The sequence below is a fragment of the Candidatus Scalindua japonica genome (assembly GCF_002443295.1).
GTDB classification, from domain to species: domain Bacteria; phylum Planctomycetota; class Brocadiia; order Brocadiales; family Scalinduaceae; genus Scalindua; species Scalindua japonica.
The window spans coordinates 74,303-89,629 of sequence record NZ_BAOS01000013.1; the positions used below are offsets into that span (position 1 = coordinate 74,303).

Annotated in this window: 16 protein-coding genes; 8 read left to right on the forward strand and 8 right to left on the reverse strand. The window is 35.8% G+C overall.

What is annotated here, in order from left to right; all coding sequences use genetic code 11:
• Positions 1–22: 22 nt before the first annotated feature.
• The 7 genes from SCALIN_RS07815 to SCALIN_RS07845 all read right to left on the reverse strand — a co-directional run bounded on the left by SCALIN_RS07815 (position 23) and on the right by SCALIN_RS07845 (position 7,835).
• Complete coding sequence (locus SCALIN_RS07815) at positions 23–1,423, reverse strand: hypothetical protein (RefSeq protein ID WP_096893952.1); 1,401 nt, start codon at positions 1,421–1,423, stop codon at positions 23–25.
• An 873-nt stretch (positions 1,424–2,296) separates the two neighbouring features.
• Complete coding sequence (locus SCALIN_RS07820) at positions 2,297–3,061, reverse strand: GIY-YIG nuclease family protein (RefSeq protein WP_096893953.1); 765 nt, start codon at positions 3,059–3,061, stop codon at positions 2,297–2,299.
• A 223-nt stretch (positions 3,062–3,284) separates the two neighbouring features.
• Positions 3,285–3,506 carry a hypothetical protein gene (locus SCALIN_RS07825; protein ID WP_133111755.1) on the reverse strand — a complete coding sequence of 74 codons (222 nt, stop codon included), beginning with the start codon at positions 3,504–3,506 and terminating at the stop codon, positions 3,285–3,287.
• 461 nt (positions 3,507–3,967) lie between these two features.
• Positions 3,968–4,456: a hypothetical protein gene (locus tag SCALIN_RS07830; RefSeq protein ID WP_096893955.1), complete on the reverse strand. Its 489-nt coding sequence runs from the start codon at positions 4,454–4,456 to the stop codon at positions 3,968–3,970.
• 589 nt (positions 4,457–5,045) lie between these two features.
• A complete protein-coding gene (locus tag SCALIN_RS07835; protein WP_096893956.1) occupies positions 5,046–5,504 on the reverse strand; it encodes a PEP-CTERM sorting domain-containing protein in 459 nt (152 codons plus the stop codon).
• A gap of 810 nt (positions 5,505–6,314) precedes the next feature.
• Positions 6,315–6,902 (reverse strand): PEP-CTERM sorting domain-containing protein, encoded by a 588-nt coding sequence (locus SCALIN_RS07840; protein WP_162532211.1) that lies wholly within the window; start codon positions 6,900–6,902, stop codon positions 6,315–6,317.
• A 732-nt stretch (positions 6,903–7,634) separates the two neighbouring features.
• A complete protein-coding gene (locus tag SCALIN_RS07845; protein ID WP_096893958.1) occupies positions 7,635–7,835 on the reverse strand; it encodes a hypothetical protein in 201 nt (66 codons plus the stop codon).
• Positions 7,836–8,495: 660 nt separating this feature from the next.
• Here SCALIN_RS07845 and SCALIN_RS07855 point away from each other — a divergent pair.
• The 8 genes from SCALIN_RS07855 to SCALIN_RS07890 all read left to right on the forward strand — a co-directional run bounded on the left by SCALIN_RS07855 (position 8,496) and on the right by SCALIN_RS07890 (position 14,343).
• A complete protein-coding gene (locus tag SCALIN_RS07855) occupies positions 8,496–8,711 on the forward strand; it encodes a type II toxin-antitoxin system HicB family antitoxin (protein ID WP_096893960.1) in 216 nt (71 codons plus the stop codon).
• On the forward strand, positions 8,708–8,893 hold the full coding sequence (locus SCALIN_RS23855; protein WP_096893961.1) for a type II toxin-antitoxin system HicA family toxin: 186 nt from the start codon (positions 8,708–8,710) through the stop codon (positions 8,891–8,893). Before SCALIN_RS07855 ends, SCALIN_RS23855 begins: the two co-directional genes overlap by 4 nt.
• A 495-nt stretch (positions 8,894–9,388) precedes the next feature.
• Positions 9,389–9,991, forward strand: coding sequence for a hypothetical protein (locus SCALIN_RS07865; protein ID WP_133111757.1), 603 nt, complete (start codon positions 9,389–9,391; stop codon positions 9,989–9,991).
• A gap of 139 nt (positions 9,992–10,130) precedes the next feature.
• Positions 10,131–11,228, forward strand: a complete 1,098-nt coding sequence (locus tag SCALIN_RS07870) for a carbon storage regulator (RefSeq protein ID WP_096893963.1) — start codon at positions 10,131–10,133, stop codon at positions 11,226–11,228.
• Positions 11,229–11,671: 443 nt separating this feature from the next.
• A complete protein-coding gene (gene trxA / locus SCALIN_RS07875; RefSeq protein ID WP_096893964.1) occupies positions 11,672–11,998 on the forward strand; it encodes a thioredoxin in 327 nt (108 codons plus the stop codon).
• A gap of 78 nt (positions 11,999–12,076) precedes the next feature.
• Complete coding sequence (locus SCALIN_RS07880) at positions 12,077–12,784, forward strand: protein-disulfide reductase DsbD family protein (RefSeq protein WP_096893965.1); 708 nt, start codon at positions 12,077–12,079, stop codon at positions 12,782–12,784.
• A gap of 102 nt (positions 12,785–12,886) precedes the next feature.
• Positions 12,887–13,006 carry a desulfoferrodoxin FeS4 iron-binding domain-containing protein gene (locus tag SCALIN_RS07885; RefSeq protein WP_096893966.1) on the forward strand — a complete coding sequence of 40 codons (120 nt, stop codon included), beginning with the start codon at positions 12,887–12,889 and terminating at the stop codon, positions 13,004–13,006.
• 152 nt (positions 13,007–13,158) lie between these two features.
• Positions 13,159–14,343: a cysteine desulfurase family protein gene (locus SCALIN_RS07890; RefSeq protein WP_096893967.1), complete on the forward strand. Its 1,185-nt coding sequence runs from the start codon at positions 13,159–13,161 to the stop codon at positions 14,341–14,343.
• Positions 14,344–14,491: 148 nt separating this feature from the next.
• Here SCALIN_RS07890 and SCALIN_RS07895 read toward each other — a convergent pair whose 3' ends face one another.
• Positions 14,492–15,289, reverse strand: a complete 798-nt coding sequence (locus tag SCALIN_RS07895) for a lipoate--protein ligase family protein (RefSeq protein ID WP_096893968.1) — start codon at positions 15,287–15,289, stop codon at positions 14,492–14,494.
• Positions 15,290–15,327: the final 38 nt, after the last annotated feature.

A 15,327-nucleotide genomic window follows, 5' to 3' on the forward strand; every position in this document is an offset into this window, starting at 1 on the left:
TAGGTTTTATTTATCTGATTTATTAACTTCTGGAAATGTCATTATCTTTGTAATCGATAACGCTTTTAGATTCATATTCGCTTGCTGTTTCTGGCATGCATTTACTGCATAATATTTGAGTATTATCGCTAACCAACTTATATATCGAAATATTTTGATCGCATTCGAAACAAATAACATTTTCTATTGTCATATTGGGTATTCTTTGAGTAATTTCTTTTGTAACAACTTGAATCGCCTCTTTAAGCTCTTTTATTTTATCCTTGTCACGGCGCACCCCAGTGTTACTTACTTCCGATTTTAATTCTGTGAAATATTCTTTCAAGCTATCGAGATATGTATCTACTTCCTGTTTTTCTTTTAAATCATAACAATAAGCTTTAAATAAAAGGCGGTATCCACCTTTTTCATTGGCTGGAACAGGATCACCATCAATACCAAAACATTGTCTCAGGACATTTCTCAACGATGTGATTTGAGCATTCAACGTACCTCTTTCACTATCAGTACCCAAAGGGAAACTATATTTGTTGTTATCATTTGCAATCCGTTTGAGCAATACTAAGGATTCGAGAGGCTTGAATGTCCTGGTTGCCTTTTTATCTACAAACCCTAGGTCTTTCAAAGAAACAGTGTCTTTTTCTGTACTTTTAAAGATTATACCGACTTTATCTTCCAAATGGTTTGGGAAAGCCATTGTTAAGTCTTGCCATTTAGCATTTTTTGGGGTCTTTTTGTATAATGGGGAGTTCTTGTACTGCGCCAGATCATCAACCAGTTCTTCCTCTGATCCTGCTTCTTTAGCATCCCCACCATCAAGCGAAATCAGTTTGAACTGCTTTAGAAAAGGCTTTGGAAAAGGCTTTGGAAAATCATTAAGATCATTATACGTGTACACAACTAACCATTCAAAAATAGTTGGCAAAGGACTCGAAACATATACATTCTTTTCAAAAACAGATTGGCTCAGGTGCTTACCGTCTTTAAAAATAGTTGTTAAATGTTTGTTTTTGGATATACCATTATGCTCAGCAATAATTTTTGCTAGATTAATATAGTTTTCTACATCCTCGTTGTTTCTACAATGTAAATTATCAAGAAAAATTAGTCCATCACATCTAAACAAAAGACCGTCTCTTAATAGAACGCCATTATTGTCAACACGGCCTGCTAGTTCATTATAAACGCCCTCGCCATTCATAAACTCACAATCAATAAGTTCCCAGAAATAAGGCCCTTCGCCTCCTTTCAAATATACTCTCGCCCACATATCACGAATCTTACTCATTAAGTTCTCATGGTCATCAGCAAGCAAGTCACCATAAAGAAAAACTGATTGACGCTTCTCACAGCACTCTAAAAGTTTATTTACAATTGGGGAGAGTTCTTTATTTTTATAGTTGGTTTTATGTTCTTTAGCCATGCTGCTACCTCTCTTTTGTAACTCTCTAAGTGAAAATTGGAACAACTGGTAGAGATTGCCAGCTTTCAGGAGCGACCCTAGTCCCAATTCTTTTAGAATTAATAAATTAACATGGTTGAGAGTCTAAATCAATCCTATTAAGACATCAAGAAAACAAAAAACAAATCCGGCCCCCCTGCCCCTACCTCTTAACACATTCAATATACTGAAGTGCTTAACATATGATTTCTAATAGAATGATGGTCACATAATAACCGACTATATTGAACTGAGTGTAATAGTAACAGCGAGACAGCCGTAGAAACAAACATGAAAACTGTATCACTACAACTCAGTGAAGCTGAATAAAATATGCAACATGTGATAATATTTGTGACAGTAGGAGTCAGTATTTTTTGCTCAGGTGGGGCAGTTTTTTGCTTTTCTGATTATTTCTTCACCACTTGTGTTAAATTATTGATATAAGTCTTTATTTTACGTCCTAAAAAACAGGTCTTGGAGCGACTTAATCATAATAACGCCCCACCATTTTTTGAGAAAAACAATCGTTCATAACTCTTTGTCAAATTAAGACTTAATTCCAACGTCGTAAAATAAGTATTATGTTATGTTCAGAAAAATTCTTAATACTGCAAGCTCATTCCGTGCTGTCATATCATATGTTTACTAAAACTTTATAACTCAATCTCTTTTCATTATTATCTATCAACACTATGCCAATATTTTTCTAGTATTGTTTTTACAGGGGCTATCAAGCTGGTTATTTTATATTCATTTACCTGAATAGTTTACGGACTACTTACAAATATGATTTTTTTTATACCGTTTCTTAAAAGTCTATCCATAAAACAATTGAGCCATATAGCTTGTTTATTATTTCTTGTATGCCAGCTTCAAAAGAAATCTGCATATTGTGTAAATAATAAATATATACCACCACTTCCACTTAAATTTTTTAAATGGCTGCGTGACAATATTTTCTTTTTTATTAAGCTCCTCAATAAATTGCCTACCACTTTCTGTGTCTAAAATTTCAATCTCATTCTTACTTACGGACTTAAAAAAACTTGGCTCTATACGCCTATATGCTTTTTCTTCTTCACTTCTTTTTTTAAATATTTCTTCATTTCTTCGTTCTTCACCCCTTCCTTTCTCTAATTCGGCCTGTTTCTTTTCCTTTTGTACATGCGGTTTATATTTTAATTCATATCCGTGATTTTCTTCTTCTATACATTTTTTAGCAATCCTGTCATTTTCTACATTTAACTCTCTCTCAACATGTTTTTGTTGTTTGCGCTCTGCTTCCCCTATCCACCACTGTTCAGGTTTTTTTACTATACAGTGTGCTCTTTCAAAACGAAATCCTGTATTTTCTATAGAATTAATAGCAGTTTCAACATCAGTCCTAAAGAATTCTTTTTTATGATGATACTTAGAAAGTGTCCTATGAGCTTTTTTTTCAGCTTGAACCATATCATTATAAAAATAAGCATAGTATGCAAGCTCGAAAGATTCGGGGACACCTGTAGTTTCAAGTTCTTTAGCCCTCCTTGTAGGAACTGTCTGTGACATTCCGATTTTTACCAAACCAGGCATGGAATTGTTAGTCATTATATATACAAAACCTGCTTTATCCATAGTAGCATTTAATTAACTATTGCCAAAGCCACATCACTATTTTTCTATAGCAAGTGCGCTTTATTACGCATTTCATCGCTAGCGATTTATTTCCATAATCCCCCTCGGACTCTCTCTTGCATGTTTATACGCTCTTAAAAACTTATCCTTATATCTAACATTAGGCGGTAAAGACATAACTTTAGTATAACCAGTCTTTACAATTCATATCTTTTGGTTTGTATTATTTTTTCAGTAAGTGTTGAAAACGTTCGTAAAAAGCTTGCACTTCTCTCCTTGCCTTCAACAACTTATTATCTACAAATTTCCATTGGATTTTATCTCTTGCAATGTATGCTATATCGCAGATTTCAATGTAAGAGTTTGCAGGATCATTGTATAAATCAGAAATAACATTACGCAGCACCGTTTCACCAATAACATCATAATTAATGAATGCATCCATTTGCAGTTGTCCTAGCTTGTTAGATACCGATTTGTCTAACGATTCGGGTATTATATCATACACTACAGAAAAAGCGTCAAGTGTCCCATCTTGATAACCTCTTAAATATAATATTCTTTCTTTAGTAGTAAGCGATTGCCAATATTTGCTATAGGTAGGTCACTCTTCTTCTGCCAATACAATATTTGGTATTGCTAATAAAATTAAGATAAAAAACAAAATGCTAATTTTCACTCTTTCCATAATCTCCTTTCTATCTCCCTTGCCTGTTTATGCTCCCTTAAAAGTATTTCTTTATACATCACATTAGTTGGCTTTGCTCTATTGGATATGATTTGTGTGGTATCAATATCTCTTCGATTACCTGTTATTTATTTACTAACAATTTGATAACCAGCCATCAACACTAAGATGGTTGCTTCGGCTGAGTGTTGATTAATTCGTTATGCTTACTTTAAAATTCAATAGAACGTTGGACGAACATTAGAAGTCCATTCAAACCAGTACTTTTCTCTATCACCTTCTGGGTCACCTTCAAAAGATGCAATATATTCTTCACCATTATAAGCAGAAATCCCTGCTAAGACAGAACATTTGAAATATTTTTCATAATCTGAACTAGATACATAAACAGCACATAAATTATTTTCTTTCTTTCCTTTATATGTAATTCTTATATCTTCATCGGTTCCACGAATCCAAATAATAACCCTACATGTATCACCAATTGTTAAACAGCAAGCCCATGCATAATCAAGTTTTTTGGTTCTTTCATTTTGGAGTTTAAAACTATCAATTTCAACATTTCCATTCTTTGTTGATTTAAATGGCTTGGTATTTAATATATACCAATTTGGTTCAGGAACAGTTTCTTTATTAGATTCTTCAGCAAAGGTCGAATACGGAATTAATAAAACAATAACTAAAATTAATGTTACAAAATTTTTCATAATACCTTTCTATGCATAACGCCTCTCTTCACCCGCCGGGCGGGGGCACAAACGAAATTATTAATATTATTGATAAACTACAATTTATAGTTTCTGTATAGCATTACTTTTATAAGTATAAGGATATTCAGAAAGCAAGATTACTACTATAAAAAAACAATGTGAAAACCCATCTACTTATATCCCTGTAAAAATAAACTTAATTTATGAAAAGCACATCTATCATCTGATGGAGTATTTATGTGTTGTGTGCAATCAAATAGATTGTCTATTAGGGGTATGATACTTAAGTACTTATTAAAATCAAGAGGAATAATGATAAATAACCCTGACTGGCAGAAACCTAAAACCAAACCATACCTTCATCAACTCTCTCTAAAATGCATTGAGGATATAGCTGTATTCATGGAAGTCATTATTACAGACGAGATGAATTGTGATTCTTGCCTTATATTGCTGAGGAAAATTTAAACATCAGGGCACACAGGGAAATTACTGGTAAACTTGTTTGGTGGATTGATAAAAAAACACCTACATCCCTCAGCGTATGAAGAATGTAGGCGTCTGTATAAATGAAGCTATAAATTATCTAACTATTATCAACCGTATCAACTGCTTTCCTTTTCCGTCTGCGTCTTACTTCCGCTCCTGCAAGCCCGGCTAAACCGATTCCAAGTAGTACGATAGTTGTGGGTTCGGGAACGGGGGTTTGCTCAAAAGCTATTCCAGAGTTATGGCGTAAATTTGTTCCAAACGAATTAACCTGCGCCCCGGCAACTACATCTATGACATTGATATTTAGTGAATTTGTTCGGTCGAAACCGTAGAGGTAGCCATTACTACCGAATGCTAAACTACTATTTGGATTAACACCTACCGCCATGGAACTGACTTGTAACCCAGTTGCAACATCATATCCTAACACGACACCACCTCCTGTTTCAGCAACACCATAAAGATTGCCGTCAAGGCCAAAAGCTATTCCAGAGTTATGGAGAAATGCAGAACAAAGAACTGTTAATATAGTAACCAAGACAAACTTCTTCATAATAAATAGACCCCCCTTTAATTAAAATGTATAATTATATATACAGAAGCTTATAGTACTTAATTAATAAATCAACATGAAAATTGAAATACTAATTGAAAAATGAAAGGCCGTGAAACTTCAGATTCACCACCTGTTTATATTTAATATGATAAACAATATATAAGAGAAGTAGTGTATGTGCCTTTTCTTTCTGTATGCATTTCTGTTATATCCCACTCACAGCCTGAACACTATAAAAGTGTTTTATAACATAATCAAAACAATCTATAACCTTACCTTTAATATTAAAAAAATATAAATATCAAGATACACAAGTATATTACTGGCAAGATGTACTGGTATGTAGTAGGCATAAAAGAACACCTACATCCCTCAACTAATGAAGAATGTAGGCGTCTGTATAATAAAGCAATATCGTTTAACACCGATTTTCTCAGACCGAACTGTAGTCACAATAACAACCTAATTATGCATCCAGAGAATTTGTTGAGGTACTAATATAATGACGGTTGGGCAAATTTATATATTAGTTTTTAGGGTACAAATTTGCTGATTAAACATTTTTAATAGTTTTAGTGTATATTCAAATCGTGTGGTTTTTACCTCGCAAACAGGTATGAAACTATCTATTTTAGCCTAAACTTGGATAGAGCCAGCATGATGATAATCGCTATTTAGCTGTCTTAATCGCCAAAACAACCACCTAACTATCTTACAAAGCAACCTGTACTAACGGCAAAAACAATCAAATTTCGGGTTTATTAGTGACGAGTATAATACTTGAGAAAATCGGTGTTTAATGATTACCTAACTATTAATTGTTTTCTTTTTACGTCTGCGTCTTACTTCTGCTCCTGCAAGTCCAGCTAAGCCTATACCGAGAAGGGCGACGGTTGTGGGTTCGGGTACGGTTGTACCACCATCTATGGACACTCGAACATTGTCTATACCCCACCATTCGTCTATTTGATCGGTCGGCCCACCGAAGGTTACGGAAAATGTGCTTGCCGTATGGCTTATCTGGAAATCGTCTCCAGTACCCGTTGGATCCAGTCCCAGATAAACATGAGTCGCATCAGCTCCTGAACCGAAAGGAATAAGATCCGGGCTGCCGGGGTAGCTCTGGCCTTGGGGCTGATGGTTAGTAAATGTCCATGATCCGTTTACATCGCCACTTAAACTGAAAAAATCTGGACCAAAAGTGGTGTTATTACCATCCCATGTAGAGAATAGATATAGGTCGAATTCCAAGGCTAGTGCGGTATGGCTGCCTATACCTGTGAGATTTAATGTGCTGCTCTGGCCAAGGGTGAAGTCTCCCAGGTAATTACTCGTTACGCCCCTGTTAGGAGTAGCGATTCTAGTGTCAGACCAGTTAGCGGATATAGGGGTCAATTCTTTAACTTTGACAGAACAAGCAGGGATCAGACCTTGAAAGCAGAATATAATGGACTGGGATTTTTCATTAGATGGATCACAAACAGACGAATATAGGAAACAGTTAATCGCCGAACATAAAATATATTTTAGTGATCCAATTACTTTCAATGACGCTCTAGATTGCAATGTACCGGTTCACTGCTCCATCTTATATTAGTTTTACATGTATCCCTTACTATAAAAGTATGCAAAAATGTAATTTTTTATTCCTGTCTCTACAAACCTGATCTATTGACAAATAAATCCTGGTGACTTAGTATTACCTTTCAGCCCTTCCACTTGAATGCATTATGGCAACTAGCCTTTGACAACCAAGTAGGCAAATCAAAACAGGCTAAAATAGTTGTAACTATACCAAAAAAAATTGAGAAGCTAGTCTCTTGACGTCTGGTTAATATCATTTTTATATGAAAACCTGGAACAATTTATTTGTATACATCCCCTCGTGGTCCGATATGATCTACATAGATAATTTTCTTCACTTGATCAACCCAGAATATCAATCTTATATTTCCTATTCGGATTCTGAAATATCCTTTCCATTCTCCAAACATCGGTTTTACATCTTCACGCTGGAATAGAATTATCGATAAGTTCAGTTAATAATTCTTTAATTTTGGCTTTTCTAAATGAAGTGAGTTTGTTCAGGTATTTGAGAGCTCGTTTGTGGACAATAACTTTAAACATTTAAATTGACTCTAAATCAATATAAGCATCTTTATTAGAATTATCTCTGTCAATTTTTGCATGCTTAAGATCTTCAATTGCTTCTTGAGAAAGATCAAGCCCCAATGATTCTTCAATTTTTTTGTATTCCTCCCATGGGATAATTACTTCCGTAGGATTTCCATTAACATCTTTTACAACCTTTTGATGTATAGTAAGCATTATATACCTCCTTATTGTATATCCGTATATTGTTGCAATTCATTTCTAATAATACTTCGGTAATCATTAAAATCAAGGGAAAAGAGACCGGTGACACGCAAATCTGCCGGAACTGACAAGGGTACCGAACATGAAAGGTATCACCGGTTCAATTTCTTCTAACAAAACAGCAGAAAACACTAGAAAACAGCAAGTAAGACGTTACTACCGAATAGCCGTAAAGCCAACAATAATAACGCCTTACTTATTTCTGTTTATTTCATGTTATGTCTCTGATCTGGCTCATAACCATGAGGCCGCAGGTTCAAATCCTGTCTCCGCTACCAAATAAAAAAGGACTCAGGACAACCTCCTGAGTCCTTTTTTATTTGCCTCTAAAACAAGTGGCTGATTAGGCATTCGTGTAAATTTGTGAAATTCGTGTCTGTTACTCACTTCTTGCTTGCCCCCTGCTACTTTATTGTATTATCTGTCTTATATCTACGCTTATCCGCATCCTATTATCCACTCCTTCTTGCCCTCGGAACATTTTGTTCCGAGAACGTGCTTTGCGGTGAACAATTTTTCATATTTAGCATATTCTATTGACAAAGACAGGTTGCTGTTCTACTATTTGTTAATCGATATATTATTCATTGGAGTTTTCTATGGAGAGTGTAGATGCATAATGAATTTACTGCTATTATTGAGAAAGATGAAGATTGGTATATTGCATACTGCCCTGAGATCCCAGGAGCTAATGGTCAAGGCAAGTCACACGATGAGTGTAGAGAAAATCTCGCTCAAGCCATCTCCTTAATTCTTGAAGAACGTAGAAACGATGTTTTAAGTGGCATACCAGAGAATGCAATAAAGGAAGTTGTTACAATAAAATGAAAAGGTATGCACTACTTAAACATCTGCGTAAATATGGATGTTTTCTGAAAAGAGAAGGAAGTTCACACTCATTATGGTGCAATCCAAATACAGGTCATGTAGAAGCAATTCCCAGACACAATGAGATCCCCAACAAACTAGCAAAAAAGATTGTTAAATCTTTGAATTTACCTGAATTATAAACGCAAAAGATAATTTGGGTTTCACGCCCCTTAATCTGTATTTAACTCTAGTTTAAAATACTTATTCCAATTGTAGAGTTGGTCAAGTCTCTTCTTGACTGCATGTTGCCTTTAGAATTTCAATCCCCTTGTTGCCTCCCTACTTGCATCCAAATAAATCATACAAAAACTCATTTTTGTCAAGTCCGGTTTGCTGTTTTTATCCGAGGATATCTGTGAAAATCCCTGCCCGACTATTATTGTAGGGGTTGTGGCCAGAGCTTTCCCCTTTTCGTGATAATTCGTGAAATTCGTGTCTTTGTTTTTTGCCTTTTTACTTCAACATTTCTTTTAAACACTATTCATATTTCAAGTGTAATGTGAAGCATCATACCTTTTTACTAAACTATAATATCACGATTATTTGTGATATAATGAAAAAGAAATACATTTTAACTTTTTAGAATATAGCAGGTAAAGTCTGCGGGTAGTGTGGCGTCAGTATTGAGGTAATAGATGAATAATTTGTTTAAAATAAAATACAAACTAATCATTAGTTGTTTATGCATCGTTATCGGTTGCTCACATGCACCTTACCGTTATAGTTTTTCCCTTATTGATCCACAAAGTGAAACGATGAGTTTTGAGGATCAAGATGTTCATTTTTCATTTATACCGTCTGCTGAAAATATACAGGTAGTAATAAAAAACAAGAGTGATTGTAATATAGATCTTATTAGAGATAAGGCTGAGTTTATAGACCATATTGGTGAATCCTACATCATTCATTATGGTTATGATTATGTATCAGAGGTAAGATCCTATAAAAGTAATCTAAGATATGCGACTCCAATGAGGATAAGGCCGGGAACAGAAATAATGGGACATGTCTGGATAAATGATTGGCCACACTTTCTCTTAGGAGAGGGCCCAGATCACTCACCCATGTCAGCGTACAATATAGACAACCTGAAGGAACCTCTCTTCCCAAGATACAGCTTTGAAGGAAAAGGTAAGGCCTTAAAAGGTTCAACCTTTAAATTGATCCTGCCAATTGATTGCGACGGAAAAATAACCAGCTATGATTTTACGTTTATGATAAATGATGTAATGAAATAAAAATCGAAAAATAATAGTTATTATGATATCGTCTTCTATAAGTCTATTATATCAGGTATAGTGTCCCCCAATTAATTGATTATACGATTATATTTATATTGTAGGTTATATATATGATTATATAAGAAAGGTATTAAATATGGATACATATGAAAAGTGGTTTGACAAAGTGGAGGCAGAGAAAGAAGAGGCTGAAGCAGATGACATTAAAAACAAGTTGAATGACAAAGTGCAGGCAGAGAAAAAACAGACTGAAGCAGACGACATTAAAAACAAGCTGAATGACAAAGTGCAGGTAGTGAAAGAACAGACTGAAGCAGAGGGGATTGAAAACAAGTTGAATGACAAAGTGGAAGAAGAAACAAGGCTATCTGACATAATTCCAGAAGTGATTAAGTCACCTGGCAAATCTGAAGTTAAAAAAAATCTGTGTGACAATGAAGAAGACAAGAAAAAACTGGTTGCCGAAAATGAAACAAAAGAAGCATTGAGTGAGAAGCAGGACGAGAAAATAGGCCATCTGCAAAAGTATAAGAAGAAATTAAGTGATCTGATAAAATCCAGATCAAACAAAAAACCACCTGTCAATGTCAAGCCGAAGGATAAACCAAATGATCAAATAAAAGTTTTTGAATTTTCAAAAGATATTAGTACCGTCGAAATAATATATGATATTTGGACAAAAGATGTTCAATTGAAAAACCGTGTTTTAGTTGTTGAAAACAACTTAGACAAAAATGGTTTTAAAGACGAGATGCTGACAATGATCAAGACTTCAGGAATTGATTATATAATTGCTCCGGGTTTCGAAAAAGGGTTTTACGAGAAAGCATCTGACGCAGAATTACAACTAATAGAATGTAGTGATACAAAGTTGATAGACGAAGGAATGAGTATCATGGTGTATAGGGAAGCAGGTGTAATCTTTGACGTAGACAATGGGCAAGAATTTAAATTCACGCTTATGACAGATTCAGTACGGAAAAATATACTACAAAAAATAAGCTTAGAAGTTGGAGAAAGTGTACTAATCGGTAATGACTTATCGATAAGAGTCTTAGATATAGAGAAAGACCAGAGCAAAATATGTATTAATGCGTTAAAAGTAGTTACGGCCTACCCACAAAAATATCTTACGATTGGTGATGAAATTAGAATAATAATTTTCAAAATAATCCCATATCAGATTAAATTAGGAATTGAGGTTCCAGAATGCATAACCATAAACAGGCAATAGATGTTGAGTTTAGAGTTAGTAGTTCTTTTAATTGTCTATTTCACTACAGTTTGCTCCAATTGAATCTTTGCTAATATTATCTCTGGTATTTTCGGCAAGACGCCAAAAACTTCTTGTTGATAGTAGCTGAGTGTTGTTATTTTTCTAATCTGCTCAATGACACTGATGCCTTAAAGAGATGTGATCAGGATTTTTGTATCAACAATAAATCACGTATTACAGGATAGTTCAAGTTTTGCTTGATTTTTCTATAATACAGAATAGAATGAAATGAGTACATTTAGAAGAGATATGTTTTCTAACTTAAGTCATCTAAGAAGGTTATCTGCCACAAAGATATTCTCAGAGCAGGCAGCTTCAAGCCTCAAAATGATAACCTCATTGACTGTAACAGCAAGATGCAATAGAATTTAAGAACATTATGAAAGGAGAATAGTAAGATAATGTCAAGCTTACAGGCAGTAACAAACGAAGATTTTGAACAAACTGTCATTCAGGCGAGTACGCCTGTCATGGTTGATTTTTACGCGGAGTGGTGTGGCCCATGCAAGACACAGGGCCCTATTCTTGGCCAATTAGCTGAGGAATTTGATGGGAAGGTCAAATTTGTAAAAGTAGATATAGATGTAGAAGGGAATAAAGATCTGGCGGTAAAATATGGTGTCCTGTCTGTGCCTACCCTCATACTTTTCAGTAATGGTGAAGTGAAGGAAACAATGGTGGGAGTCACAAGCAAGAGCAAACTTAAGCAAAAACTTGAAGAGATTTGAATGATATAGTTTTTTTGTTAAATATTTATATTTCTCACATTTATAAGTGTAGCAAAATAGTCTTAGGGAATAAACTATATGGACAGTTTTCTACAAGGGTTGGAAGGTTACCTTAGTTCATCACCGTTTCTTGCTTTCATTGCTGTTTTTCTTGGTGGTGTGCTTACCAGCTTCACTCCCTGCGTATACCCGATGATACCGATAACAATCGCTTATATAGGGGGGCGTAGTGGTGATTCTAAACTGAAGGGCCTTTCCCTCTCGCTGTTTTATGTATTGGGAATGGCAGTAACATATTCTGCACTTGGAGCATTCGCGGCTTTGACCGGTAAGTTTTTCGGATCTGCCAGCACAAATCCGATACTTTACATCGTTATCGCCAATGTTTTTATCTTTTTAGGTTTGTCAATGCTGGATGTCATTACAATACCCATGCCATCTTTTCTTGCTGGCAGACAAACTGGAAATAAGAGTGGTAGCCGCATCGGTGCTTTTCTGGTTGGACTTCTTGCGGGTACGGTCGCCGCACCGTGTACCGCACCCGTACTGGGTGTAGTCTTGACATTTGTTGCAGCAAAACAGCAGGTTGCCTACGGTGTAAGCCTGCTCTTTGTTTTTTCCATAGGATTAGGTACTCTCTTAATACTCGCAGGTACTTTTGCCGGTTTTATGACAAGTCTGCCAAAAAGTGGGAACTGGAGTGTGATTATCAAGAAATTTTTTGGCTGGTTAATGATTGGAGTAGGTGAATATTTCCTCATAACCGCGGGGCAATTATTAGTATAGTCAATAGTATTGAAATAAGAAATCACTCATATCCAATATTGTAAATGGAGTAGAAAACGAGAACAGTAAACACTAACAATTAGTATAAAGGAGAATAGAAACATGCCAACAGAAACTAATGAAGTATATGAATGTGAAATATGTGGTGCTATAGTTGAAGTAAAAGAAGGTGGCGCCGGTACGTTAGAGTGTTGTGGACAACCAATGACTTTACAGGAATAGCAAAGTACGACATATCCATTTAGAAAGAATCTAAAGTAAGAAATAGTTCACTGCAGTGAATTATTAAACATTTAATTTGAAAACTACAATACTTATGAGAATCGTGAAGGTCGAGATTTAACAGTACTGGAAGTTACAGAAGGGAATGCAAAATGAGAAAAGTTTATATGGATCATATGTCAACAACACCTACTGATCCGAGAGTAGTAGAAGAGATGTTGCCTTTTTTTACAGAAAATTTTGGTAATCCCTCTTCTCACCTTCATTCATATGGACTCAGAGCAAAAAAAGCTGTCGACGAATCAAGGGCAAAAGTTGCCGACCTGATTAATGCCAAACCGGAGGAGATAATCTTTACCTTTACGGGAAGTGAATCCAACAATCTTGCTTTAAGAGGCCTGGCCCTTGCAAACAGAGATAGAGGAAAACACATAATTGTTTCAGAAGTTGAACATTACTCAATCTTATACACTGCACGGGAACTCGAAAAAGAGGGTTTCAGGGTCTCATATATCAAGGTAAACAAAGATGGCCTGATAGACCCTGAAGATGTTGCCAAAGCTATAAACAAGGACACCTTCCTTGTCTCTATAATGCATGCAAATAATGAGATAGGGGTAATCCAACCAGTAGAGGAGATAGGCAAGATAACAAAAGAGAAGGGCCTCATATTCCATACCGACGCGATTGCAACGGCAGGAGTTATCCCGGTAAATGTTACAGAGCTTGGTGTAGATTCTTTAAGCCTGACTTCACACACATTTTATGGCCCAAAAGGTATCGCAGCCCTGTATGTAAAAGAGGGAACTGAAATTGTATCTATAATAAAAGGTGGAGCTCAGGAAGGCGGCCTCAGGCCTGGTACTGACAACATACCTGCAATTGTCGGAATGGGTAAGGCTGCTGAGCTTGCCAAAACGGAAATGACTTCACGAATAGAACACCTTATCCCACTTCGTGACAAAATCATCAATGCACTTCCTGAAAAGATAAAATATCTCCATTTTACCGGGCATCTGACACAAAGACTTCCCGGACACGTTAGTTTCTGGATATCTTTTGCAGAAGGAGAATCACTTGTTTTATTTTTAAATTATAAAGGTATCGCCATTGCGAGTGGCTCTGCCTGCAGCTCACCCGATCTTCAGGCATCTCACGTTCTTACAGCTATAGGTGTGCCTCCGGACGTATGTCACGGATCAATTACCGTAAGTCTTGGAAAAGATAACACGGAAGAAGATGTTGATTATTTCCTTGAGACACTACCAAAAGTAATAGACAGATGCTGGCAAATGTCACCCCTTTATGAAGACGAAATGAAAAAAGAGCTGACTTAGGGTCCGAGAAAAAAGCTTCTCATTTTCAGGCCATCTTTATCCGATCTTCACTCACTGAATCCTCAGCGTAACTTAGGTTACGCTTGTGGTTGAGTTCAATCAAATCGAACAAATCGATCCTGAACCTGAGTACGGAAAAATTGGGAAGTTATTTTTTTCTGAGACCCTCAGGTTTTGTTTCTGGTGTAGAAAGATAAAATTTTCTTTTTGAACAACTGTTCCAACTATCTGATTTGTATTTCTTTCTTGCTAATTCCAGAGCCTCTAACTTTTCTCTGTTATACAAATTCCTATCATTAACGCTTGCGTTGAAATATCTGGAAAAACTGTGTTTTATTGAATCCCTCAACTCTTTCTCAGGTATTTCAATGTATGTGATTTTCTTCATTAAATCATCAGTTTCCGGTTTTTGATTAAAACAATTTGAATATTTTTCAGTATTGATTCCGGTCAGTATTGAACCATGCTGAAGTAGTTTTCCTTTGACCCTTACCTGGGCGCTACCGACAAATTTTTTCCGGTTGATTGTGAGTTCATTAAATGATGTCTCCTGGAAACAAACGGGATTATCTCTGTTTCTGGTATTCAACTTATTCATTTCCGGTTTTAACCCTAAAGCTCTTAAACCCTGAGTTATAGCACTGCTGATAATCTTATATGATTCTACAATCGACCTGGGCATCATTTCCTTATCAACAATAAAGGCATAGGTAAGTTCTTTTTCGTGAAGAACGGCTTTCCCTCCCGTAATTCTCCTGACAACATCAATACTGTTTTCAGCACAATATTCCAGATCTATTTCATGCACATCTTGATACCTGCCAATCGAAACCGCACCTGGCTCCCATTGGTAAAATCTAAGGACTGGTACTTTCGAAGAGAGAAGTATCTCGTCTATTGCCATATTTGTATAGGCGTCATTAAATCCTGTGTCGATAAAATCCATTTTATTGTGAACAAGTGAAAAGTTACTACCCGCTTGAA

Bases quoted from the DNA above. Each gene is read 5' to 3' on its own strand.
- SCALIN_RS07815 (WP_096893952.1), bottom strand. From the start codon at position 1,423: ATGGCTAAAGAACATAAAACCAACTATAAAAATAAAGAACTCTCCCCA.
- SCALIN_RS07820 (WP_096893953.1), bottom strand. From the start codon at position 3,061: ATGGATAAAGCAGGTTTTGTATATATAATGACTAACAATTCCATGCCT.
- SCALIN_RS07825 (WP_133111755.1), bottom strand. From the start codon at position 3,506: ATGGATGCATTCATTAATTATGATGTTATTGGTGAAACGGTGCTGCGT.
- SCALIN_RS07830 (WP_096893955.1), bottom strand. From the start codon at position 4,456: ATGAAAAATTTTGTAACATTAATTTTAGTTATTGTTTTATTAATTCCG.
- SCALIN_RS07835 (WP_096893956.1), bottom strand. From the start codon at position 5,504: ATGAAGAAGTTTGTCTTGGTTACTATATTAACAGTTCTTTGTTCTGCA.
- SCALIN_RS07845 (WP_096893958.1), bottom strand. From the start codon at position 7,835: ATGCTTACTATACATCAAAAGGTTGTAAAAGATGTTAATGGAAATCCT.
- SCALIN_RS07855 (WP_096893960.1), top strand. From the start codon at position 8,496: ATGCATAATGAATTTACTGCTATTATTGAGAAAGATGAAGATTGGTAT.
- SCALIN_RS23855 (WP_096893961.1), top strand. From the start codon at position 8,708: ATGAAAAGGTATGCACTACTTAAACATCTGCGTAAATATGGATGTTTT.
- SCALIN_RS07865 (WP_133111757.1), top strand. From the start codon at position 9,389: ATGAATAATTTGTTTAAAATAAAATACAAACTAATCATTAGTTGTTTA.
- SCALIN_RS07870 (WP_096893963.1), top strand. From the start codon at position 10,131: ATGGATACATATGAAAAGTGGTTTGACAAAGTGGAGGCAGAGAAAGAA.
- trxA (WP_096893964.1), top strand. From the start codon at position 11,672: ATGTCAAGCTTACAGGCAGTAACAAACGAAGATTTTGAACAAACTGTC.
- SCALIN_RS07880 (WP_096893965.1), top strand. From the start codon at position 12,077: ATGGACAGTTTTCTACAAGGGTTGGAAGGTTACCTTAGTTCATCACCG.
- SCALIN_RS07885 (WP_096893966.1), top strand. From the start codon at position 12,887: ATGCCAACAGAAACTAATGAAGTATATGAATGTGAAATATGTGGTGCT.
- SCALIN_RS07890 (WP_096893967.1), top strand. From the start codon at position 13,159: ATGAGAAAAGTTTATATGGATCATATGTCAACAACACCTACTGATCCG.
- SCALIN_RS07895 (WP_096893968.1), bottom strand. From the start codon at position 15,289: ATGGATTTTATCGACACAGGATTTAATGACGCCTATACAAATATGGCA.